The sequence below is a fragment of the Pseudomonas sp. MMS21 TM103 genome (assembly GCF_022132145.1).
In the GTDB taxonomy this organism is placed as follows: Bacteria; Pseudomonadota; Gammaproteobacteria; order Pseudomonadales; family Pseudomonadaceae; genus Aquipseudomonas.
Genome location: NZ_JAJISP010000001.1, coordinates 832265 through 853827, shown reverse-complemented (window position 1 = coordinate 853827; position 21563 = coordinate 832265). Strand labels below are relative to the sequence as shown.

The 21563-nt window shown below is 63.9% G+C and carries 18 protein-coding genes; 13 read left to right on the top strand and 5 right to left on the bottom strand.

Annotated elements, in window-relative coordinates:
- Window positions 1–47: 47 nt before the first annotated feature.
- The 9 genes from bioF to LJY18_RS03870 all read left to right on the top strand — a co-directional run bounded on the left by bioF (window position 48) and on the right by LJY18_RS03870 (window position 10768).
- Entirely contained in the window at window positions 48–1220 is a 1173-nt protein-coding gene (gene bioF / locus LJY18_RS03910) for an 8-amino-7-oxononanoate synthase (protein WP_238040481.1), read from the top strand.
- Window positions 1213–1944: an alpha/beta fold hydrolase gene (locus LJY18_RS03905; RefSeq protein ID WP_238040480.1), complete on the top strand. Its 732-nt coding sequence runs from the start codon at window positions 1213–1215 to the stop codon at window positions 1942–1944. Before bioF ends, LJY18_RS03905 begins: the two co-directional genes overlap by 8 nt.
- Window positions 1937–2746, top strand: a complete 810-nt coding sequence (bioC, locus tag LJY18_RS03900; protein ID WP_238040479.1) for a malonyl-ACP O-methyltransferase BioC — start codon at window positions 1937–1939, stop codon at window positions 2744–2746. Before LJY18_RS03905 ends, bioC begins: the two co-directional genes overlap by 8 nt.
- Before the next feature lies 1 nt (window position 2747).
- Window positions 2748–3437, top strand: a complete 690-nt coding sequence (gene bioD / locus LJY18_RS03895) for a dethiobiotin synthase (protein ID WP_238040478.1) — start codon at window positions 2748–2750, stop codon at window positions 3435–3437.
- Window positions 3438–3533: 96 nt separating this feature from the next.
- Window positions 3534–3833, top strand: a complete 300-nt coding sequence (locus tag LJY18_RS03890; protein ID WP_238040477.1) for a hypothetical protein — start codon at window positions 3534–3536, stop codon at window positions 3831–3833.
- A 45-nt stretch (window positions 3834–3878) separates the two neighbouring features.
- Window positions 3879–4646, top strand: a complete 768-nt coding sequence (locus LJY18_RS03885) for a putative metalloprotease CJM1_0395 family protein (RefSeq protein ID WP_238040476.1) — start codon at window positions 3879–3881, stop codon at window positions 4644–4646.
- A gap of 271 nt (window positions 4647–4917) precedes the next feature.
- A complete protein-coding gene (locus tag LJY18_RS03880; RefSeq protein ID WP_238040475.1) occupies window positions 4918–6723 on the top strand; it encodes a phenylacyl-CoA dehydrogenase in 1806 nt (601 codons plus the stop codon).
- 301 nt (window positions 6724–7024) lie between these two features.
- Window positions 7025–8821 carry an acyl-CoA dehydrogenase C-terminal domain-containing protein gene (locus LJY18_RS03875; protein WP_238040474.1) on the top strand — a complete coding sequence of 599 codons (1797 nt, stop codon included), beginning with the start codon at window positions 7025–7027 and terminating at the stop codon, window positions 8819–8821.
- 168 nt (window positions 8822–8989) lie between these two features.
- Window positions 8990–10768, top strand: a complete 1779-nt coding sequence (locus LJY18_RS03870) for an acyl-CoA dehydrogenase C-terminal domain-containing protein (RefSeq protein ID WP_238040473.1) — start codon at window positions 8990–8992, stop codon at window positions 10766–10768.
- A gap of 84 nt (window positions 10769–10852) precedes the next feature.
- Here LJY18_RS03870 and LJY18_RS03865 read toward each other — a convergent pair whose 3' ends face one another.
- Both LJY18_RS03865 and LJY18_RS03860 read right to left on the bottom strand, forming a co-directional pair.
- Complete coding sequence (locus LJY18_RS03865) at window positions 10853–12403, bottom strand: AmpG family muropeptide MFS transporter (protein WP_238040472.1); 1551 nt, start codon at window positions 12401–12403, stop codon at window positions 10853–10855.
- A gap of 46 nt (window positions 12404–12449) precedes the next feature.
- Window positions 12450–12842 (bottom strand): MGMT family protein, encoded by a 393-nt coding sequence (locus LJY18_RS03860; RefSeq protein WP_269137662.1) that lies wholly within the window; start codon window positions 12840–12842, stop codon window positions 12450–12452.
- On the opposite strand from LJY18_RS03860, the gene LJY18_RS03855 reads away from it, so the two are divergent.
- A complete protein-coding gene (locus tag LJY18_RS03855; protein WP_238040470.1) occupies window positions 12841–13839 on the top strand; it encodes a DUF481 domain-containing protein in 999 nt (332 codons plus the stop codon). The genes LJY18_RS03860 and LJY18_RS03855 overlap by 2 nt on opposite strands.
- Window positions 13840–13968: 129 nt before the next feature.
- On the top strand, window positions 13969–14973 hold the full coding sequence (locus tag LJY18_RS03850) for a DUF481 domain-containing protein (protein WP_238040469.1): 1005 nt from the start codon (window positions 13969–13971) through the stop codon (window positions 14971–14973).
- Window positions 14974–15132: 159 nt separating this feature from the next.
- Here the strand turns inward: LJY18_RS03850 and LJY18_RS03845 are convergent, their stop codons facing one another.
- Window positions 15133–17043 (bottom strand): beta-ketoacyl synthase, encoded by a 1911-nt coding sequence (locus tag LJY18_RS03845; protein ID WP_238040468.1) that lies wholly within the window; start codon window positions 17041–17043, stop codon window positions 15133–15135.
- 244 nt (window positions 17044–17287) lie between these two features.
- On the opposite strand from LJY18_RS03845, the gene LJY18_RS03840 reads away from it, so the two are divergent.
- Together LJY18_RS03840 and LJY18_RS03835 are read left to right on the top strand one after the other, a co-directional pair.
- The gene (locus tag LJY18_RS03840) at window positions 17288–18925 is read left to right on the top strand and encodes an acyl-CoA synthetase (RefSeq protein WP_238040467.1); all 1638 of its coding nucleotides are present in this window, start codon (window positions 17288–17290) and stop codon (window positions 18923–18925) included.
- A 361-nt stretch (window positions 18926–19286) separates the two neighbouring features.
- Window positions 19287–20171 (top strand): F0F1 ATP synthase subunit gamma, encoded by an 885-nt coding sequence (locus tag LJY18_RS03835; protein ID WP_238040466.1) that lies wholly within the window; start codon window positions 19287–19289, stop codon window positions 20169–20171.
- Window positions 20172–20206: 35 nt separating this feature from the next.
- Here LJY18_RS03835 and LJY18_RS03830 read toward each other — a convergent pair whose 3' ends face one another.
- Together LJY18_RS03830 and arcC are read right to left on the bottom strand one after the other, a co-directional pair.
- A complete protein-coding gene (locus tag LJY18_RS03830; protein ID WP_238040465.1) occupies window positions 20207–20560 on the bottom strand; it encodes a DUF5064 family protein in 354 nt (117 codons plus the stop codon).
- A 32-nt stretch (window positions 20561–20592) separates the two neighbouring features.
- Window positions 20593–21522: a carbamate kinase gene (gene arcC / locus LJY18_RS03825; protein ID WP_238040464.1), complete on the bottom strand. Its 930-nt coding sequence runs from the start codon at window positions 21520–21522 to the stop codon at window positions 20593–20595.
- Window positions 21523–21563 lie beyond the last annotated feature (41 nt).

Genomic DNA, 21563 nt, shown 5'->3' with positions numbered 1-21563 from the left:
CTTTGTCGAGTGGATAGCCCGCTTGCGGTTATCCACGGGGTCTTGTCATGTCCTTCGATCTCGCCGCACGCCTCGCCGAACGCCGCGCCGCCCATCTCTACCGGCAGCGGCCCCTGCTCGACTCGCCGCAAGGGCCGCTGGTCACGGTCGACGGTCGCGAGCTGCTGGCCTTCTGCTCCAACGACTACCTCGGCCTGGCCAATCACCCGCAGGTGATCGAGGCCTGGCGCGCCGGCGCCCTGCGCTGGGGGGTCGGCGGCGGCGCCTCGCACCTGGTGATCGGTCACAGCACGCCGCACCACGAACTGGAAGAGGCCCTGGCCGAATTCACCGGGCGCCCACGGGCGCTGCTGTTCTCCACCGGCTACATGGCCAACCTCGGCGCGGTCACTGCGCTGCTGGGGCAGGGCGATACGGTGCTGGAAGACCGCCTCAACCACGCCTCCTTGCTGGATGCCGGCTTGCTCAGCGGTGCGCGCTTTTCCCGCTATCTGCACAACGACGCCGCCAGCCTGGCCAAGCGCCTGGACAAGGCCGTCGGCAATACCCTGGTGGTCAGCGACGGGGTGTTCAGCATGGACGGCGACCTGGCCGACCTGCCGGCGCTGTGTGCGGCGGCCAAGGCCAAGGGCGCCTGGGTGATGGTCGACGATGCCCATGGCTTCGGCCCGCTCGGTGCCAGCGGTGGCGGTATCGTCGAGCATTTCGGCCTGGGTCAGGACGATGTCCAGGTGCTGGTCGGCACTCTGGGCAAGGCGTTCGGCACTGCCGGGGCCTTCGTCGCCGGCAGCGAGGAGCTGATCGAGACCCTGGTGCAGTTCGCCCGGCCGTATATCTACACCACCAGCCAGCCGCCCGCGCTGGCCTGCGCCACCCTGAAGAGCCTGGAGCTGCTGCGTAGCGAGGATTGGCGACGCGAGCACTTGAACGCCTTGATCAAACGCTTCCGTGAAGGCGCTGCTGCGATTGGCCTGGAGTTGATGGACAGCGCCACGCCGATCCAACCGATCCTCATCGGTGACAGCGGCCGCGCCATGCACCTGTCGCAGCTGCTGCGCGAGCGTGGCCTGCTGGTCACCGCGATTCGTCCGCCCACGGTACCGGCCGGCAGTGCGCGCTTGCGCGTCACCTTGTCGGCGGCGCACAGCAGTGCCCAGCTCGAACGGCTGCTGGAAGCCTTGGCCGAATGTTGGACGCTACTGGAGAGCAGCAATGCGTGATCGCCTGATTCTGCTGCCCGGCTGGGGGCTCGGCAGTGCGCCGCTGGAACCGCTGGCCGAGGCCTTGCGTGGCCTCGATTCGCGCCTGCGGGTCGAGATCGAACCCCTGCCGCTACTGGACTCCGGCGACCCCGCCGACTGGCTGGATGAGCTCGATGCCAGCCTGCCGCAAGACACCTGGCTCGGCGGCTGGTCGCTCGGCGGCATGCTCGCCGGCGAACTGGCGGCGCGGCGTGGCGAGCGCTGCGCCGGCCTGCTGACCCTGGCCAGCAATCTGCGCTTCGTCGCCGAGCCGACGTGGCCCAGCGCGATGGCGGCTGAAACCTTCGGCGTGTTTCGTCAGGGCTGCGCCGCGGATGCGCGCGCGACCTTGAAGCGCTTTACCCTGCTCTGCGCCCAGGGCGCTGCGGATCCGCGCGGGTTGTCACGGCTGCTGCTGGGTGCGGCGCCGCAGACTCGCCCAGAGAGTCTGTTGGCGGGGCTGGATGTGCTGGCCGCGCTGGACACCCGCGGCGCCGTGCAGGCCTTCGTCGGCCCGCAACTGCATCTGTTTGCCGGCCGCGATGCGCTGGTGCCGGCGAATGCGGCGGCCGCTCTGCTGGCGTTGCTGCCGGATGTCGAGATCGGCCTGGTCGATGCAGCCAGCCATGCCTTCGCCCTGGAGCGGCCCCACGAGATCGCCGCGGCCATCCAGGCCTTTCTGCACGAGGCCGGCGATGACTGAGTGGACACAAGACCCGCTGAGCGGTCTGCCGGACAAGCGTCAGGTGGCGGCGTCCTTTTCCCGCGCGGCCGACAGCTACGACAGCGTCGCGGCCCTGCAGCGCAAGGTAGGCGGCGAGTTGCTGACGCGCTTGCCGGCCAGTCTGAGCCCGCAACGCTGGCTCGACCTGGGGTGTGGCACCGGCTACTTCAGTCGTGCCCTGGGCGAGCGCTATGGCGCAGCCGAGGGGGTGGCCCTGGATATTGCCGAGGGCATGCTGCGCCACGCCCAGCCACTGGGTGGCGCGCAGCGGTTCGTCGCCGGCGATGCCGAACGCCTGCCGCTGCGCGACGCGTCCTGCGACCTGCTGTTTTCCAGCCTGGCGCTGCAATGGTGTGCGGATTTTGCCGCGGTGCTCAGCGAAGCCCGACGGGTCTTGCGCCCCGGTGGTGTGCTGGCCTTCAGCAGCCTGTGCGTCGGCACCTTGCAGGAGTTGCGTGATAGCTGGCAGGCAGTGGACGGTTTCGTCCACGTCAACCGCTTCCGCCGTTTCGCCGATTACCAGCAGCTCTGTGCGGGCAGCGGCCTGCAGTTGCTCGGCCTGGAAACCCAGGCAGAGGTGCTGCATTACGCCGACCTGCGCAGCCTGACCCATGAACTCAAGGCGTTGGGCGCCCACAACCTCAACCCCGGCCGCCCGGGTGGCCTGACCGGGCGCGCCCGCATGCTGGCGCTGATCGCCGCCTATGAGCAATTCCGTCAGCCGCAAGGCCTGCCGGCGAGCTATCAGGTGGTCTACGGTCTTTTACGCAAAGAGAATTGAGATGACAGCAGCCTTCTTCGTCACCGGTACCGACACCGAAGTCGGCAAGACCACCATTGCCGCTGGCTTGCTCCACGCCGCACGCATGGCCGGGCTGTCGACCGCCGCCGCCAAGCCGGTCGCCTCCGGTTGCCACAAGACCGCCGCCGGTCTGCGCAACGACGATGCCCTGGCCTTGCTCGGCGAATGCAGCCTGGCGCTGCGTTACGAGGAGGTCAATCCGCTGGCCTTTGCCCCGCCTATCGCCCCGCATCTGGCGGCCCGCGAAGCTGGCGTGCGCCTGGATGTGGACGCCCTGCAGGGGCCGGTGCAGAAGATTCTCGACAAGGGCGCGGATTTCACCGTGGTCGAAGGCGCCGGCGGCTGGCGCGTGCCGCTGGCCGGCCAGGCGGCGCTGTCGGATCTGGCGATCAACCTGGGCCTGCCGGTGATTCTGGTGGTCGGGGTGCGCCTGGGGTGCATCAATCATGCGGTGCTAACCGCCGAGGCGATTGCCCGCGACGGCCTGACCCTGGCCGGTTGGGTGGCCAATGTGGTCGACCCTAAAACGTCGCGCCTGGAGGAGAACCTGGCGACCCTCGCCGAGCGCTTGCCGGCGCCCTGCCTGGGGCAGGTGCCGCGCCTGGCCAAAGCAACGCCGGCGGCGGTGGCCGAGTGTCTCGACCTGGCGCTGCTGGAGTTGGAGCTATAAGCAGGCCAGTTGCCATAGCTATTTGCCAGTACGTTTCCGACCGCTTATCTGCTTCAATGCAGTGCATTCATGGAGTACACCTGCGGGAGCTGGTTCATGCAAATCTCCGCTAACGCCTTCAGTTCGGGCATCAGCACCATTCAGTCGGGGCAGCGCCGGGTCGATCAGGCTGCTGCCGAAATCGCCGGCAGCGCCATCGCAGGGCCCCAGCAGGCCACGCAAACCCCCGCGCTCAATCGGGTCAACCCGTCAGCAGAAGCAGCCGGGCAGAATCCTGCGGACCTGGCCGAAAGCCTGGTCGCGTTACGCGTGGGGCAGAACGAGGCGCAAGCCGGTGCGCGGGTGGTGCGCACTGCCGATGAAGTGCTGGGCACGCTGATCGACACCAAGGCCTGAGGTCGCTGCCGCGACCCGTACACATGCGCGACAAGGAGGTACGGCATGCACATCGGCGCTGGGCCAACTTATCCTTCACTGGCACCATCATTGCCGACGCGCCCACTAGCGCCGGCCGCCTCTGCCGATGTTTCCGCCGATCTGACCCGCGCCGCCCAGGCGCCCGCTACCCCGTCTTCCGCCCTGAGCGATGAACAGCGCGCGTCTGCCCGCGAAGAGGCGGATCGGCCCGCCGAGCAGTCGACCCCGTCCGCTGGCAAGCAGGACAAGACCGGGCCCAGTTCACAGCAAGAGCGCATCGAACAACTGGAAATTGCCGAACTGGCCACGCGTGATCGCGAAGTACGCGCCCACGAGCAGGCCCACGCGGCGGTTGGCGGCGGCTATGCCGGCGCACCAAGCTTCACCTACACACGGGGGCCGGATGGCCAGCGCTATGCCGTCGCGGGGGAGGTCAGTATCGACACCGGCGCGGTGGCGAACGATCCGCAGGCGACCCTGAGCAAGATGGACATCGTCGTGCGTGCAGCCCTGTCGCCGGCCGAACCCTCCGCTCAGGATCTGCGTGTGGCGGCGCAAGCCCAGGCGCAGAAGGTCCAGGCGCGCGTCGACCTGGCCGAGCTGCAGCGCAGCGAGGCCGCAGTGGCGCAAACCGAACGCGCGCAAGCGAGCGAGGCGGCGGAGTCTGCGGAGCGGGGCAGAGATCCCGCGGCGTCACGTCAGCCGTCGCATTCCTCTGCCGCCGATCTCGATCTGTATCGGCGCACCGCCGAGTTGCCGGACGCCGCGCCACTGATCGACCTGCTTGGCTGATCACTGGCTGAAGCCCTCCCTGCTTTTTTGCCAAAGCCTCCAGCCCAACCCCTGAGCGTCCGCGCGGATGTTTTTCCGCTGCGCACGGCCGATTCCGACAGATGGCTATTGCCGCAGTGCTTGACAAGGTTGGGTCGTAAACGTATGTTTCAAACACTTGTTTGATTGCTGGGTGACCAAGATGTCGCCATGCAGTCGGGAGTGATCCCCCAAGCGACCATTCATTCGGTCACCCAAACACACTAACAGTCCACCGCAGAGGTTATCCGCTATGCCTGACTACAAGGCCCCCTTGCGTGACATTCGCTTCGTTCGTGACGAACTGCTCGGCTACGAAGCGCATTATCAGAGCCTGCCTGGCTGCCAAGACGCTACCCCGGACATGGTTGACGCCATCCTCGAAGAGGGCGCCAAGTTCTGTGAGCAGGTACTGGCGCCGCTGAACCGTGTGGGTGACACCGAAGGTTGCACCTGGAGCGAGTCCGGCGTTAAGACTCCGACCGGCTTCAAGGAAGCCTACAAGCAGTACGTCGAAGGTGGCTGGCCGAGCCTGGCCCATGACGTCGACCACGGCGGCCAAGGCTTGCCGGAGTCGCTGGGTCTGGTGGTCAGCGAATTGGTCGGTACCGCCAACTGGTCCTGGGGTATGTACCCCGGCCTGTCCCATGGCGCGATGAACACCATTGCCGAGCACGGCACCGACGAGCAGAAGCATGCTTATCTGACCAAGCTGGTTTCCGGCGAGTGGACCGGCACCATGTGCCTGACCGAACCGCATTGCGGCACCGATCTGGGCATGTTGCGCACCAAGGCCGAGCCGCAAGCCGACGGCAGCTACAAGGTTTCCGGCACCAAGATCTTCATCTCGGCCGGCGAACACGACATGGCCGAAAACATCGTCCATATCGTGCTGGCCCGCCTGCCCGACGCGCCGCAGGGCACCAAGGGTATCTCGCTGTTTATCGTGCCTAAGTTCACTGTGAGCGAGGACGGTTCTGCTGGCGCGCGTAACGCCGTATCTTGCGGCTCGCTCGAGCACAAGATGGGGATCCACGGTAACGCCACCTGTGTCATGAACTTCGATGGTGCCACCGGTTACCTGATCGGCGCGGCGAACAAAGGTCTGAACTGCATGTTCACCTTTATGAATACCGCTCGCCTGGGTACCGCGCTGCAAGGCCTGGCTCACGCCGAAATCGGCTTCCAGGGCGGCCTGAAGTACGCTCGCGAGCGTCTGCAGATGCGTTCCCTGACTGGCCCGAAAGCGCCGGACAAAGCTGCCGACCCGATCATCGTGCACCCCGACGTACGGCGCATGTTGCTGACCATGAAGGCCTTCGCCGAAGGCAATCGCGCCATGGTCTACTTCACCGCCAAGCAGGTCGACATCGTCAAGTACAGCCAGGACGAAGCCGAGAAGAAGCAGGCCGACGCACTGCTGGCCTTCCTGACTCCGATCGCCAAGGCGTTCATGACCGAAGTCGGCTTCGAAGCGGCCAACCACGGCGTGCAGATCTATGGCGGCCACGGCTTTATCGCCGAGTGGGGCATGGAGCAGAACGTTCGCGACAGCCGTATCTCCATGCTGTACGAAGGCACCACTGGCATCCAGGCGCTCGACCTGCTGGGCCGCAAGGTGCTGCAGACTCAGGGCGAGGCGTTGAAAGGCTTCACCAAGATCGTGCACAAGTTCTGCCAGGCCAACGAAGGCAACGAGGCGGTCAAGGCCTTCGTCGAGCCTTTGGCCCAGCTGAATAAGGAGTGGGGCGAGTTGACCATGAAGGTCGGCATGGCGGCGATGAAGGATCGCGAGGAAGTCGGCGCTGCGTCGGTGGACTACCTGATGTACTCCGGTTACGTCTGCCTGGCCTATTTCTGGGCCGATATGGCGCGCCTGGCCGCCGAGAAGATTGCTGCCGGCGCTGCCGACGAAGCCTTCTACAAGGCCAAGCTGCAGACCGCGCGCTTCTACTTCGCCCGTATCCTGCCGCGTACCCGCACCCACGTGGCCACCATGTTGTCCGGCGCCGGCAACCTGATGGACATGCACGAGGACGACTTCGCGCTGGGTTACTAAGCCCTCCCGCGATTTCGCCTGAAAAAAGCCGCTACCTTTCGGGGTAGCGGCTTTTTTATGGGTTATGGCCCAGCAAGGCCCGTTTCACCCCACAGCATCGACAGGTGCCAACGGGTAGGCACCCTACCAGTCAGCTCAGGCATGGCCATGGCTTGGCGCGGTGGCGGTCATCCGCTGGTCGCGCTTCAGCCATTTATGACGGCGCATTCAGCGGGCGTACGGTTGTTGTGAATCAGCCGGCTTCGGCGCTAGCTTAGGGCAATTGACCCGCGCCCTGCGCGCCTGCTGACGGAGAACGACCATGCCCGAGTACAAGGCTCCCCTGCGCGACATGCGCTTCTTGATCGACGATGTCTTCGACTTCCACACCAGCTACGCCGCCCTCGGCGCCAGCGACGCGACACCGGACATGGTCGGTGCAATCCTCGAAGAAGGTGCCAAGTTCTGCGAGCAGGTGCTGGCGCCGTTGAACCGTTCCGGTGACGAAGAAGAGTGTCAGTTCGATAACGGTGTAGTGACCACGCCCAAGGGCTTCAAGGAAGCGTTTGCCCAGTATGCCGAGGGTGGCTGGATGGGCTTGGCTGCCGACCCGGCTTACGGTGGCCAGGGCCTGCCGCATTCGCTGGGTTTGCTCAACAGTGAAATGGTCGGCGCCAGCAACACCTCCTGGGGCATGTATCCGGGGTTGACCCAGGGCGCCATGTCGGCGATCCATGCCCACGGCACGCAAGAGCAGAAGCAGACCTACCTGACCCGCATGACCGAGGGGCTCTGGACCGGCACCATGTGCCTGACCGAAGCGCATTGCGGCACCGACCTGGGCATCATCAAGACCCGCGCCGTGCCCCAGGCCGACGGCAGCTATGCGATCAGCGGCAGCAAGATCTTCATCTCTGCTGGCGAGCACGACATGAGCGAGAACATCGTTCATCTGGTGCTGGCCAAGCTGCCCGATGCCCCTGCCGGAACCAAGGGGATCTCACTGTTCATCGTGCCCAAGTTCCTCCCCGACGCCGCCGGCCAGGCCGGTGAGCGCAACGCGGTCAGTTGCGGATCGATCGAGCACAAGATGGGGATCAAGGCCTCGGCCACCTGCGTGATCAATTTCGACAGCGCCAGAGGGTTTCTGATCGGCGAGGCCAACAAAGGCCTCAACTGCATGTTCACCATGATGAACCACGCGCGTCTGGGCACTGGCATGCAGGGGCTGTGCCTCGGTGAAGCAAGCTTCCAGGGGGCGATCAAGTACGCCAACGAACGCTTGCAGATGCGCGCCCTGACCGGCCCCAAGGCCCCGGATAAGCCGGCCGACCCGATCATCGTGCACCCCGATGTACGGCGCATGCTGCTGACCATGAAGGCGCTCAACGAAGGCAATCGTGCCCTGGCTTACTTCACCGCACAGCTGCTGGATGTCGCGCACCTCAGCGAAAATACCGAGCAGCGTGAGGAAGCGGAAAACCTGCTGGCCTTCCTCACCCCGATCTGCAAGGCCTTCATGACCGACACCGGGCTGGAGGTGACCAATCACGGCATGCAGATTTTCGGCGGCCATGGCTATATCCGCGAGTGGGGTATGGAGCAGCTGGTACGCGATTGCCGGATTGCGCCGATCTACGAAGGTACCAACGGTATCCAGGCCCTCGACCTGCTCGGGCGCAAGGTGCTCGGCAGCCAGGGCAAGCTGCTGAGCGGCTTCACCAAGATCGTGCACAAGTTGTGCGTGGCGCAGGCCGAGCATCCGCAGTTCAAGGGCTATGTGGCACAACTGGCGACGCTGAACACCCAGTGGGGCGGGCTGACCCAGAAGATCGGTCTGGCGGCGATGAAGAATCCCGACGAGGTAGGCGCCGCCTCGGTGGATTACCTGATGTACTCCGGCTACGTGATCCTCGCCTACTTCTGGCTGCGCATGGCACTGGTGGCCCAGGAGAAGCTCGACGCCGGTGCCGGCGATGCGGCTTTCTACCAGGCCAAGCTGGCCACCTGCGGGTTCTACTTCCAGCGCCTGCTGCCGCGTACGGCCGCACACCTGGCGGCGGCCGAAGCGGGCAGCGAGTGCATGATGAGCCTGCCGGCCGAGCACTTCGCCCTCTGACGAGCGGTTGTGTGAAAAAAAGACCCGCCGCCGGCGGGTCTTTGCATATCAAGCAAATACAAACTTCTTGTGAATTATTGGTCACAACATGACGCTACATGTCTGTAGTGTTGCTCGGTTAAACTCCCAAGGCTGATTTAACCCTGTTGCTCCGTTCGAGGATTTTCCATGGCTGACTACAAAGCTCCCCTGCGCGACATGCGCTTCGTGCTCAATGAAGTGTTTGAAGTTTCCAAGCTGTGGGCCCAATTACCTGCCCTGGCCGAAGTGGTGGATGAAGACACTGCCAACGCCATTCTCGAAGAAGCCGGCAAGGTCACCGCGGGCATCATTGCCCCGCTCAATCGTAGCGGCGACGAGGAAGGCTGTTCCTGGAGCAACGGCGCGGTGAAGACCCCGGCCGGCTTTCCCGAGGCCTACAAGACCTACGCCGAAGGCGGCTGGGTGGGGGTCGGCGGCGACCCGCTGTTCGGTGGCATGGGCATGCCCAAGGTGATCTCCGCGCAAGTGGAAGAGATGGTCAACTCGGCTAACCTGTCATTCGGCCTCTACCCGATGCTCACCGCGGGCGCCTGCCTGTCGATCAACGCCCACGCCAGTGAAGAACTGAAAGAGAAATACCTGCCGAACATGTACGCCGGCATCTGGGCTGGCTCGATGTGCCTGACCGAACCGCACGCCGGCACCGACCTGGGCATCATCCGCACCAAGGCCGAACCGCAGGCCGATGGCAGCTACAAGATCAGCGGCACCAAGATCTTCATCACCGGCGGCGAGCACGACCTGAGCGAGAACATCATTCACCTGGTGCTGGCCAAGCTGCCGGACGCCCCGGCCGGGCCGAAAGGCATCTCGCTGTTCCTGGTGCCCAAGTTGATGGTGGGCGCCGATGGCTCGCTGGGCGAGCATAATGCGCTGTCCTGTGGCTCGATCGAGCACAAGATGGGCATCAAGGCCTCGGCCACCTGCGTGATGAATTTCGACGGTGCCACTGGCTGGATCGTCGACGCGCCGAACCGCGGCCTGGCCGCCATGTTCACCATGATGAACTACGAGCGTCTGGGTGTCGGCATCCAGGGCCTGGCCACTGGCGAGCGTTCCTACCAGAGCGCCATCGAATACGCCCGTGAGCGTATCCAGAGCCGTGCGCCGACTGGGCCGGTGGCCAAGGACAAGGTCGCTGACCCGATCATCGTCCATCCAGACGTACGTCGCATGCTGCTGACCATGAAGGCGCTAAACGAAGGTGGTCGCGCCTTTTCCAGCTACGTCGCCATGCAGCTCGATACCGCCAAGTTCAGCGAAGAGCCGACCGTGCGCAAGCGCGCCGAAGAGCTGGTGGCGCTGCTCACTCCGGTGGCCAAGGCCTTTCTCACCGACCTGGGACTGGAAACCACCATCCACGGTCAGCAGGTGTTCGGCGGTCATGGCTTCATTCGCGAGTGGGGTCAGGAGCAACTGGTGCGCGATTGCCGCATCACCCAGATCTACGAAGGGACCAACGGCATCCAGGCGCTGGACCTGGTCGGGCGCAAGGTGATCGGTAGCGGCGGCGCCTTCTACAAGCACTTCGCCGAAGAGATCAAGGCCTTCACCGACTCGGCCGATGCATCGCTTGCCGAGTTCACCGAGCCGCTTAACGGCGCCATCAGCAATCTGGAGCAGATGACCGTCGATCTGCTGGCGCGGGCCAAGGCCAACCCCAACGAAATCGGCGCCGCCTCGGTCGAGTACCTGCAGGTGTTCGGCTATACCGCGTACGCCTACATGTGGGCCCTGATGGCGAGGACGGCGCTGGGCAAGGAGGGTCAGGACGACTTCTACGCCAGCAAGCTGGGTACCGCGCGTTTCTACTTCGCGCGCATCCTGCCGCGCATCCACTCGCTGACCGCGTCGGTCAAGGCTGGCAGCGACAGTCTGTACCTGCTGGATGCGGCGCAGTTCTAAGCCCCACCCTGCAACGCCAAAGCCCCGGTCTTGTACCGGGGCTTTTTTACATCCATTGCCGGTGGGCCAGGGGTTGGCTACGGTCTACAGCGGCGGGATGTCGACCGCTGCCGATGGCGTCGAGCCATTGGCCTGCGGGCGTTCGCGCTGCCATTGCAGGGCGATCAGAACCAGGGTTGGAATCCCCAGCAGGGCGGTGATCAGGAAGAACTCGGCATAGCCGAGATTCTCCACCAGCACCCCGGAATAGCCACCGATCAGCCGCGGCAACAGCAGCATGATCGAGCTGAGCAAGGCGTACTGGGTGGCCGAGAACTGCAGGTTGGTCAGGCTCGACAGGTAGGCGACGAACGCCGCCGTGGCCAGGCCGGCGCTGAAGTTGTCGGCGGAGATGGTGACGATCAACATCTGCAGGTCGGCGCCCATACCGGCGAGCATGAGGAACAGCAGGTTGGTCGCGGCCGAGGCCAGACCGCCGATGAACAGGATCGGCAGGATGCCGAAGCGCACGATCAGCAGGCCGCCAAAACCGGCGCCGAGCAGGGTCATGACCAGGCCGAACAGCTTGCTGACGCTGGCGATCTGATCCTTGGTAAAGCCCTGGTCGATGTAGAACACGTTGGCCATCACGCCCATTACGGTATCCGACATGCGGTAGGTCGCGATCAGCCCGAGCAGCAGCAAGGCCTGCCAGCGATAGCGCACGATGAAGTCGTTGATCGGGGTCAGCACCGGTGCCAGGCCGCGGCGGCCCATGCTCGACAGGCACAGCGTGGAGAGGATGGTGTAGAGCAAGGCGCGCAGGAAGGCGCGGTCTACGAGGAGCAGATCGAACAGGCTGATTTCGCCCCGTACCAGGCTGGCGAAGTCGGTGTAATAGAACTGGGTGAACATTGCCGGTACCGAGACCAGCAGCACGATCAACACCAGCACCGAGACGATCTGATGGCTGAAACCATAGCGCGCCGCGGCCAACTGGGTATCCAGCGGTACCGCCGGTTCGCGCATCCACAGGCTGGTGAGCAGACCCGGCAGCATCAGCAGGGCAAACACCAGGTAGGTACCGGCCCAGGCACTGTGCTGGTAGAGCTGTACGGTAGAACCGAAGCCTTCGGCGAAATACAGCGCGCCGGCGGTGGCCAGCAGCGCCGCGACCCGGTAGCCGGCCATATAGCTGGCAGCCAGGGCCGCCTGGCGGGTGTCCTCGACGATCTCCAGGCGATAGGCGTCGACGGCGATGTCCTGGGTGGCGGAGGCGAAGGCCACCAGCACCGCCAGGGAGATCAGCCAGGTCAGTTTGGTCTGCGGGTCACACAACGCCATGCCGGCCAGGCCGATGGCAATCAGCACCTGGGCCAGGACCAGCCAGGAGCGGCGCCGGCCGAGCCTGCCGAGCAGCGGCAGGCGCCACTGGTCGAGTAGTGGCGACCAGACCCATTTGAAGGCATAGGCCAGGCCGATCAGGCTGGCGAAACCAATGGTTTCACGCGCCACGCCTGCTTCGCGCAACCACACCGACAGCGTGGAGAACACCAGCATATAGGGCAGGCCGGCGGCGAACCCGAGGAGCAACAGCACCAACGTGGCGGGGCTTGAGTAGGCGGCGATGGCTTCGCGCCAGCTTTTACGGGGCATTGAGCGGGTATCTGTCGGCAAAGAGAAAGTGGATTCTGGGCGCACTCTAACCGCTGTGCTCCATTGGGCGCCAGCCGTGCCGTCGGATATCCACACGATCATTGATGACCAGCACGCCTTCGGCCCGCAAGCGCTGCCGTTGCTCCGCGCCGGAATCACTGCCCGCCGGCAGGCTCAGGCGACCGCTGGCGGCGATTACCCGATGCCAGGGCAGCGTCGTCCCCTGCGACAGCTGGCTAAGGCTGCGTCCTACCCAGCGCGCGGCACGGCCAAGGCCCGCCAGTTCAGCCAGTTGGCCATAGCTGACTACCTTGCCCGGAGGAACCTGTGCGAGCGCCATATACAGCGCCTCGCGTCGTGCCTCCTGGCTTGCTGCTAACCGGGGCGAAGCGGCATGATTGGCAGCCTCACCCTGACCTGGTGGTTGTCGACCGATCATGCTAGTGCGCATCCTGCTGTTATCTGCATTCGTTGGCTTGGCCATGCCAGTGTCGGCGGACACAGTCTGGCTGAATAATGGCGACCGCCTGAGCGGCGATATCCTGCTGCTTGACGGCGGCAAGCTGGCGCTGAAAACCCGCTATGCGGGCCAGGTGCTGATTGACTGGAAGGATATCGATACCTTGCGTTCGGACCAACCCCTGTTGCTGCGTCGCCAGGGGTTGGACAGCGAGCACAGCAAGCAGTTGGCTGCGGCAGGCAAAGGCATGGTGCGGGTCATCAATGCGACCGTCCAGACCGTGCCGCTGGCCAGTATTACCCGTCTGGTGCCGCCACGAGCGGTGCTGCAAGATCGGCTCTGGGAGGGCAATCTTGACGCCAAGCTGGATATGGAGCGCAACGAGGATGTCTCCGATGAGTGGAAGCTCAAGGGCAACACCCGGATCGAGCATGGTCGCTGGCGGCATCTCCTGATCGGCGATCTGGAACACGAGATCAAGAACGGCAGCAAGGTCGACGATAACTGGAAACTGGAGTACGACCTTGACCGCTTCCTCACCGAACACTGGTTCTGGCGCGTTGGTGGCGGACAGCAGGAAGATCAGTTCGAGTTCTTCAAACGTCAGCAGATGGTCGGCACCGGACCCGGCTATCGCTTCTGGAATAACGAGTTGGGGCGCTTCGATCTGATCGGCCAGTTCAATCGTGTTCACTTCGATACAACCGCAGATGATCTGACGTTAAGCACTTTCTCTCTGGAGTGGGATTACAAGCGCCTGCTGCGGGGCACCCGCCTGGAGTTCTATAGCAACGCCGAACTGCATATCCCCGAAATCGCTGAAATCGACTATGTGCTCGATAGCGAGTTCGGCCTGCGCTATCGGCTCAACAGCTGGGCCCGCCTGTCGCTGTTGTACGAACTGGATCAAATCCGTGGCCTGGGGCGCACCTCATCCGAACGCCACTATCTGATGGGGTTCGGGTTCGGCTGGTAGGTTCTTGCCGGTATGGCGTCGGTCGCTTGGCTTGAACTCCGATTAATTCCGACGGTCAGTTCTTGCTCAGAGTTTGGGCTTGCGCATAATGCCCGGCGTTTATTCAATCAGAGCTTTTCAAGCATTCTTATGATTTTCAGAACCCTGCTATGCCTGGCCCTTTCGGCAGCGGCCAGTCCTCTGCTGGCCGATACCGTGTGGTTGAAAAACGGTGATCGATTGAGCGGTACGATCAAATTCTTCGAAGGGAAAAAACTGCTCCTGCAAACCGATTACGGTGGCTCGATTGCGCTGGACTGGAAGAAGATCGCCACCCTCGAGAGCGACCAGGAGTTGCTGATCAAGGAAGGCAAGCTGACCGGTGAGCGGGCCAAAGCCCTGCTGGCTGCCGAGCAGGGCAAGGTCACCCTGGCCAATGGCGAAGGGCCGAGAACCATCGAGCTGGCGAGTATCGAGCGGATCATGAAGCCCAAGCCCCTGGTCGAGGATCTGACCTGGAAGGGCAATATCGACGCGGCGCTGGACTACAAACGCGCCGAAACTGATACCGATGACTATGATGTCGACCTGAAAACCCAGATGCGCCACGGTCTCTGGCGGCACAATGCCGCGGCCGATTACAACCGCGAGTTCCAGGACGGCGTAGTGGCCACCGATAACTGGGGTGCCGAGTATGCCCTCGATCGTTTCCTCGATGAACACTGGTTCTGGGAGGGGCGTCTCGAATACAAGCGCGATCTGATCGAAGATCTGCGGCGCGAGCGCACGGTCGGTACCGGTCCGGGTTACCAGTTCTGGGATAACGAATTAGGCGCCTTGTCCGTTACCGGGTTGATGAACCGCACCGACTACCTGTATGCCAATGGCGGGAAGGATAACTTCTATGCCGCGAGCATGAAGTGGGACTACAACCGCTATCTGGTTGGCAAGAGTGTCGAGCTGTTCAGCAACGGTGAGGTCGGCAAGCCGCTGGCCAATGTCGCCGACTACACCCTGGATTCAGCGGTCGGCCTGCGCTACAAGGTCACCGACTGGGCTTCACTGAACATGAAGGCCGAGAAAGATATAGTCAGTGGCTCGGAAGGCGACAAAGACGAAACCCACTATAGCCTGGGCTTTGGTGTCGGCTGGTAAGCCATTGCGCCGCACGTCAGCGGCAAGTCATCCATCCCGGCCCTAGACCGCAATGCCGTTCACCTGAACCCGGTGAGCGGCATTTTTATTGGCAGGCAACGGCATGACTCGATACCCCTAAGAGCGATCCGGGCAGGTCCGCAGCCTCGAGGTTGGTTGTCAGTCGAGCATGTCGGCGAAGCGATCATCCTGCCGGAACACCAGCGGCTGAGCGAAGCCCGGCACCTTGATCTGGTCGGTGCCCAGCTCGATGGCCTTGTCGTCGATCAGGTCGCGGCCGAAGTTGTAGATGATTTCCAGTTGTCCCTGCATGGCCTGTTCGTCATAGGCGCGGGCGGCGGCGCGGGTCTGTTCACGGCGCGCGCAATAGGCCTCGAAGGCCTCGGCACCATGACGCTTGCGCAGCATCTTGTCGACCACGTGGGGGGCCAGGACCACGGCGCTGGCGTTGTTGCCGCCGAAGCCCTTGGAGTTGATGAAGCACACGTCCAGCGCCTGCTGGCCCAGTTGGCGATCCTCGGTGGCGATGTTCAGGTGCTTCTGCTGGACGTCGTCGGCGACCGCGTCGATGGTCTTGATCCCGGGGATGATGCCGTACTTGAAGCTGCCCAGCGCGGAGATCACCTGGTCGCCGCTGGCGGTGGCCAGGGAGTGGCCAACGAAGGCCTTGACCGCGGTCACCGGCCATTGCTCGATGGCGAAGGCGGCTGCGATGCGATCCAGCAGTTCCGATTCGGTGGTGCGGTTGGCCGGGGTGCTGGAACCGTGGGCGTGGACGAAGCTGCGCTGGCGCACGGCATCGAGGCCAAGTAGTTGCACGGCGCTGGCCACGGCCTTGGATACGGTCAGGTAATTACCGGGGCCGGGGGCGGAGATGGATTTCTTGAAGCCGTCGGCGTTGACGAAGACGTCCGGCACCGCGCCGTGGATGTCGGCACCCAGCTCCAGGGCCAGCTCGTCGTCCATCAGCACCACGAACTGGCAAGCCTCGGCCAGGGTGAAGCCGCAGTTGTCGCCGAACGGGCGGCTGGCGCGACGGAAGTCCACCTGTTGCTGGCCTTCGATCTGGCGCAGGCCCTCTTCGGTGGCCAGGGCGCCCATGGCGCCGTAACCCTCGATGCATTCCTGATTGACCGGTGCTTCGCTGCTGCCGACGATCACCACCCGGGCCTTGCCGGTGCTGATCTGCTCGATGCCCTTCTGCAGGTTGTAGAGAAAGGTGGCGCAGGCGCCAGTGATGCTGCCGGTACTGCCGACACTGCCGAGCACGTAGGCGTTGATGAAGTCCGCCGGCATACTGTTGAGGCCCAGCGCCAGCTGCTTGGCGGTGACCCGGCCGCCTTTTAGGCGCGACTGCATCATGCCGCCGAAACCATTTTCGTCGAGTTGGCTCATGATGCAGCTGGCGAACACCGCCACTTCGTCCGGTTGTACCCGGTCGACGATCGACTGCCAGGGCAGGCCGGTCGAGCGCAGGGCATCGGTTACCCCGACGATGGCCATGCTCAGGCCGCGCGGGTGGAAGCGCGAGTTGTAGTGTTCGCTCGGCTCGAAACCGGTAGGCAGCTGGCCGGCGGATTTCACCGGCAAGGCGCGGTAACTGTCGACCTTGAAATCGCAGCTGTCGTGCAGGCTGACGCGCACCTCGGTGGCATTGAGCTGCTCCACCGACCAGTTGGCCGGCAGTGGCTCGGGCAGTTGCTTGCGGTTGCTGATGAAGCTCAGTGGGGTATCGGGCGTAGCGCTGACGCTGATGTTCTTCTGCCAATGGGCCGCGTCGACATCCAGGTGCTGCTTTTCGATGCGCCGCACCAGGGTCGAGGCGAGGATCTGTTCGGCAAAACGGCTGTCGATCTCGGCCAGGCTCAGCGGCGTGCCGTCGGTGGTCTGGTAGCTGCCGTCGACTACCTGCAGCAGTTTCATCATCACGGCCAAGCCGGCGAGGGTTTCCTGACGTGCGCGCAGGTCCATCGACTCGATCACGGTACGGCGGAAACCGTGGTGGAAGGAGCTGCGGCCGGCTGCGTTATAACCACCAAAACCAACAATCACGGGTAAGCGAGACTTCACGCGGGAAACTCCTTCAAATAAATACGCCGGACAAGCTCAGATGAAGCGATACCTGCTTGTCGCTCGCCCAGGAACCCGAAAACACGGGGGACATTCAATGGGGCGAGCAGTGGCTCGATTGTTCGGGTGATTATGCTGACGTGATTTATGACTTGTGAGTCACTGCTTCGACCAAGGTAGCGCTTCGGTAAGACCATACTCCTGCTAAGGTTTCTTCAGTCCAAGGTTCCGCTGGAGAATAATAATGCACAGCCTCAACCCCTACGAATATGGCATGCCGCGCGATGCGGCGAACTTCCAGGCACTCAGTCCCTTGAGTTTTCTCGAGCGCGCCGCGAGTGTCTACCCGCAGCGCACGGCACTGATCAACGGTAGCCTGCGCCAGACCTGGGGTGAGACGTACAGCCGCTGTATTCGCCTGGCCTCGGCCCTGGCGCAACGCGGCATTGGCCTGGGCGATACGGTGGCGGTGATCGCGCCGAACGGCCCGGCGATGTTCGAGGCGCATTTCGGCGTGCCCATGTGCGGCGCCGTGCTCAACGCCATCAACACCCGCCTGGATGCCGAAGCCATTGCCTTCATCCTGCAGCATGGCGAAGCCAAGGTGCTGCTGGTCGACAAGGAATTCGGCGAACTGGTGCAGCGCGCCACCAGTCACCTGCCCAGCCGTCCGTTGATTATCGGCATCGACGACCCTGAGTATCAGGATGGCCAACTGATCGGCCAGTTCGACTACGAGGCACTGCTGGCCGAAGGCGACGCCGACTACGCCTGGGAGATGCCCGCCGATGAGTGGCAGGCGATCTCGCTCAACTACACCTCCGGCACCACCGGTAACCCCAAGGGCGTGGTCTACCACCACCGCGGCGCGCACCTGAATGCCCTGTCTAACGCCATGTGTTGGGACATGAGCCGCTTCCCGGTGTACCTGTGGACGCTGCCGATGTTCCACTGCAACGGCTGGTGCTTCCCCTGGGCGCTGGCAGCCTATGTTGGGGTCAATGTGTGCCTGCGCCATGTGCGCGCCGAGGCCATCTACCCGCTGATCGCCGAGCACGCGGTCGACCACTTCTGTGGCGCGCCGATCGTGTTGAACATGCTGGCCAATGCCGCCGATGACCTGAAGGCGCTGAAGACCCGTCCGGTCAAGGTGCTGACTGCCGGCGCCGCGCCACCCGCGGCGGTGATCGAGGCCATGGAAGCAATGGAATTCCGCGTCACCCACGTCTATGGCCTGACCGAAACCTACGGCCCCAGCGTGGCCTGCGAATGGAAGGCGGAGTGGGACAGTGAAACCCCCGAGCAGCGTGCCCGCCTCAAGTCCCGTCAGGGTGTGCGTGCGCCGCTGCTCGACGGCCTGATGGTGGCCGATCCGGACAGTCTGCAACCGGTGCCCAAGGACGGTCAGAGCATCGGCGAGATCATGATGCGTGGCAATGTGGTGATGAAGGGCTACCTGAAGAACCCCACGGCGACTGCCGAGTGCTTTGCTGGTGGCTGGTTCCATTCTGGCGACCTGGCGGTGTGGCATGCCGACGGTTACGTCGAGATCAAGGATCGCTCCAAGGACATCATCATTTCCGGTGGCGAGAACATCTCCTCGATCGAGGTGGAAGACGTGCTCTACCGCCATCCGCAGATTCTTGAGGCCGCGGTAGTCGCCATGCCCAGCGACAAGTGGGGTGAAACTCCCTGCGCCTTCGTCACCCCCAAGCCGGGTGTGGCGCTGACGGAGGCCGAGGTGATTGCCTTCTGCCAGCAACGCATGGCGCGTTTCAAGGTGCCCGGTTGCGTGGTGTTCACCGCCCTGCCGAAGACCTCCACCGGCAAGGTGCAGAAGTTCGTCCTGCGCGAGCAGGCCAGGGGGATGGCAGCGCAATAACGGTCTGCCGGTCGCAGCTGCGGCCCAGGGCGCAGGAGCGGGAGGCCGTGGCTGCTTGTGCTATCGTCGGATAGATAGTGTTCATTCAGTTCCACCGAGTTGAGCCCATGAACAGCCGGCCTGCAGCGCCTGATGCCAAAGCCCTTGAAGCGAAATCGGGCGTGGCGGTCGCCGCGGCGGCAGTGCACTTGCCCGAGGGACTGCGCGAGCGCCTGTAGGCGGCGGGCAAGCTGCGCGATGACGTCCGCGAGGCCATTATCGAGGCCGCTCGTCAGGCGCTGCAGGCCTTTCAGGCCGAGAGCGCACCCGCGGCCGCCACTCAGGTGGCGGCTGAGCCGGATAGCCATGCCGAGAGCCGGCCATGAGCGATACCTCGGCCAGCCTGCGCCGCAGCATCGCCAGTGCCGCCGACCTGCAGTCGGTGGTGCGTTCGATGAAAGCCCTGGCTGGCGCCAACATCGGCCAGTATGAGCAATCGGTGCTGGCCCTGGCCGAGTACTGTCGCAGCGTCGAGCTGGGCCTGAGCCTGTGTCTGCGCCAACCTCAGGCCCAGGCGCGCCGGGCCATCGTGCCCGCGCCCGGAACGAAGGACGCCATCGGCGCTATCGTGTTTGGCTCTGACCAGGGGCTGGTGGGCCAGTTCAATGAGCGGGTGGCCGAATTCGCTATCCAGACCCTCGCCGATATCCACGGCGACCTGCAGGTCTGGGCGGTGGGCGAGCGTGTGCATGGCTGCCTGGAGCAGGCTGGTCTGCCGCTCAAGGGGTTGTTCCGGGTGCCCAGTTCGGTCAAGGGCATTGCGCCGCTGGTGGGGCAGATTCAGCTGGACAGCGAGGCGCACCTGACCAATGAGCGGGCGCGTTTTTATGTGTTTCGTAATCGTCCGCAGGTCGGCATGAGCTACGCACCTGTCAGTCAGCGGCTGTTGCCCCTGGACCGGCAGTGGCAGCAGGATCTGGCGCAGCTCCCCTGGCCCAGCGCCGCGCTGCCGGAAATTCTTCACGATGCCCGGCAGACCCTGCGCGCGCTGATCCGCGAATACCTGTTCATTTCGCTGTTTCGCGCCTGCGCCGAGTCGCTGGCCGGCGAGAACGCCAGCCGCCTGACGGCAATGCAGCGGGCGGATAAGAATATCGAGGAGCTGTTGGCGCAGCTGCACAATCGCTTCAACAGCCTGCGCCAGAGCAGCATCGATGCCGAGTTGTTCGAGGTGATCTCCGGGTACGAGTCGCTGACGTCGCGCTAGGCGCTGTCCGGTTCAGGCGGTCGAGAGCGTGAGGCTTATGCCAGGTGCTCAGGTTGCACCGCCTCACCGGACTTGAGGTCGAGGCGCTGGCGGATGTCTTCGAACATGACATCGTATTTGTGGTGCATTGAAATGATATTCGCCGTTTTCGGCAGGCCGTGTTTCTGCGCCAGGTGGAAATAGTTGCTGGCAAAGTTGCACGCCATGTCCCTGGGCAGTTCGAATTCCTCGGTGAAGGCCGTGCCGTTGATTTCACCGCGCATGCTGAAGTGCATGGCCGTGCCCGTCGCGGGGTCATTGACCACGTGATACTCGAGGTTGATGTCGTAGCCAAAGTCGTTGGGCTGCAAGGGCGCACGGGTGATATGCAGATGGCCGGGTTCGCTCATGGCGAGGCTCCTGTGAGTATGGATAGTGGCAGTCAGCGGTAAACAATGCCCGTTTGCGCCGTGCTGATCCGGGTGCCGGCCTTGCCCTGGACGATGGCTTCAATATCCGCCAGCGAGCCGATCACCGCGACCTTGCCGGTATTGCGGGCGAACTCGCAGGCGGCCTGAACCTTGGGCCCCATGGAGCCGGCGGCAAAGTCGAGCTCGGCCAGTGCGTCCGGGTGGGCGGCGCTGATGGTTTTTTGCGTCGCCTGGCCCCAGTCGCGGAATACCGCGCTGACATCGGTGGCGATCACCAGCAGATCGCTCTCCAGCTGTTCGGCCAGCAGCGCCGAACAGAGGTCCTTGTCGATCACCGCCTCGACGCCGTGCAGCTTGCGCTTGGCATCGTAGACGCAAGGAATGCCACCGCCACCGGCGCAGATCACCACCGTGCCTTTCTCCAGCAGCCACTTGATCGGGCGGAGTTCGAAGATCCGTGTCGGCCGTGGGCTGGCGACCACGCGGCGAAACCGGTCGCCATCGGCGGCGATGCTCCAGCCATGTTCGGCGGCCAGGCGCTCGGCCTCGGCCTTGCTGTAGACCGGGCCGATCGGTTTGCTCGGGTGTTGAAAGGCCGGGTCGGCCGGGTCGACCTCCACCTGGGTCAGCAGGGTGGCGAAAGGCACCTCGACGGGCAGCAGGTTACCCAGCTCCTGTTCGATCATGTAGCCGATCATGCCTTCGGTTTCGGCGCCCAGCACATCCAGCGGGTAGGGGTTGAGCGCGGTGTAAGCGGCGGCCTGCAGGGACAGCAGGCCGACCTGGGGGCCATTGCCGTGCGCCACCACCAGCTCGATACCGGGCGCGATCTTGGCCAGCTGTTCGGCGGCGATACGGATATTGATCCGTTGATTGTCCGCGGTCATGGCTTCCCCCCGGCGAAGGAGGGCGTTACCGCCCAGTGCAACGACGATACGCATGGTGCTTGTCTCCTGGAAGGTGATGGCCTTGCCTGCCCGCG

Coding starts and splice junctions, on each gene's coding strand:
- bioF (WP_238040481.1), top strand. CDS start 48: ATGTCCTTCGATCTCGCCGCACGCCTCGCCGAACGCCGCGCCGCCCAT.
- LJY18_RS03880 (WP_238040475.1), top strand. CDS start 4,918: ATGCCTGACTACAAGGCCCCCTTGCGTGACATTCGCTTCGTTCGTGAC.
- LJY18_RS03875 (WP_238040474.1), top strand. CDS start 7,025: ATGCCCGAGTACAAGGCTCCCCTGCGCGACATGCGCTTCTTGATCGAC.
- arcC (WP_238040464.1), bottom strand. CDS start 21,522: ATGCGTATCGTCGTTGCACTGGGCGGTAACGCCCTCCTTCGCCGGGGG.
- LJY18_RS03890 (WP_238040477.1), top strand. CDS start 3,534: ATGCAAATCTCCGCTAACGCCTTCAGTTCGGGCATCAGCACCATTCAG.
- LJY18_RS03850 (WP_238040469.1), top strand. CDS start 13,969: ATGATTTTCAGAACCCTGCTATGCCTGGCCCTTTCGGCAGCGGCCAGT.
- LJY18_RS03870 (WP_238040473.1), top strand. CDS start 8,990: ATGGCTGACTACAAAGCTCCCCTGCGCGACATGCGCTTCGTGCTCAAT.
- LJY18_RS03860 (WP_269137662.1), bottom strand. CDS start 12,842: ATGATCGGTCGACAACCACCAGGTCAGGGTGAGGCTGCCAATCATGCC.
- bioD (WP_238040478.1), top strand. CDS start 2,748: ATGACAGCAGCCTTCTTCGTCACCGGTACCGACACCGAAGTCGGCAAG.
- LJY18_RS03840 (WP_238040467.1), top strand. CDS start 17,288: ATGCACAGCCTCAACCCCTACGAATATGGCATGCCGCGCGATGCGGCG.
- LJY18_RS03855 (WP_238040470.1), top strand. CDS start 12,841: ATGCTAGTGCGCATCCTGCTGTTATCTGCATTCGTTGGCTTGGCCATG.
- LJY18_RS03865 (WP_238040472.1), bottom strand. CDS start 12,403: ATGCCCCGTAAAAGCTGGCGCGAAGCCATCGCCGCCTACTCAAGCCCC.
- LJY18_RS03830 (WP_238040465.1), bottom strand. CDS start 20,560: ATGAGCGAACCCGGCCATCTGCATATCACCCGTGCGCCCTTGCAGCCC.
- bioC (WP_238040479.1), top strand. CDS start 1,937: ATGACTGAGTGGACACAAGACCCGCTGAGCGGTCTGCCGGACAAGCGT.
- LJY18_RS03835 (WP_238040466.1), top strand. CDS start 19,287: ATGAGCGATACCTCGGCCAGCCTGCGCCGCAGCATCGCCAGTGCCGCC.
- LJY18_RS03905 (WP_238040480.1), top strand. CDS start 1,213: ATGCGTGATCGCCTGATTCTGCTGCCCGGCTGGGGGCTCGGCAGTGCG.
- LJY18_RS03885 (WP_238040476.1), top strand. CDS start 3,879: ATGCACATCGGCGCTGGGCCAACTTATCCTTCACTGGCACCATCATTG.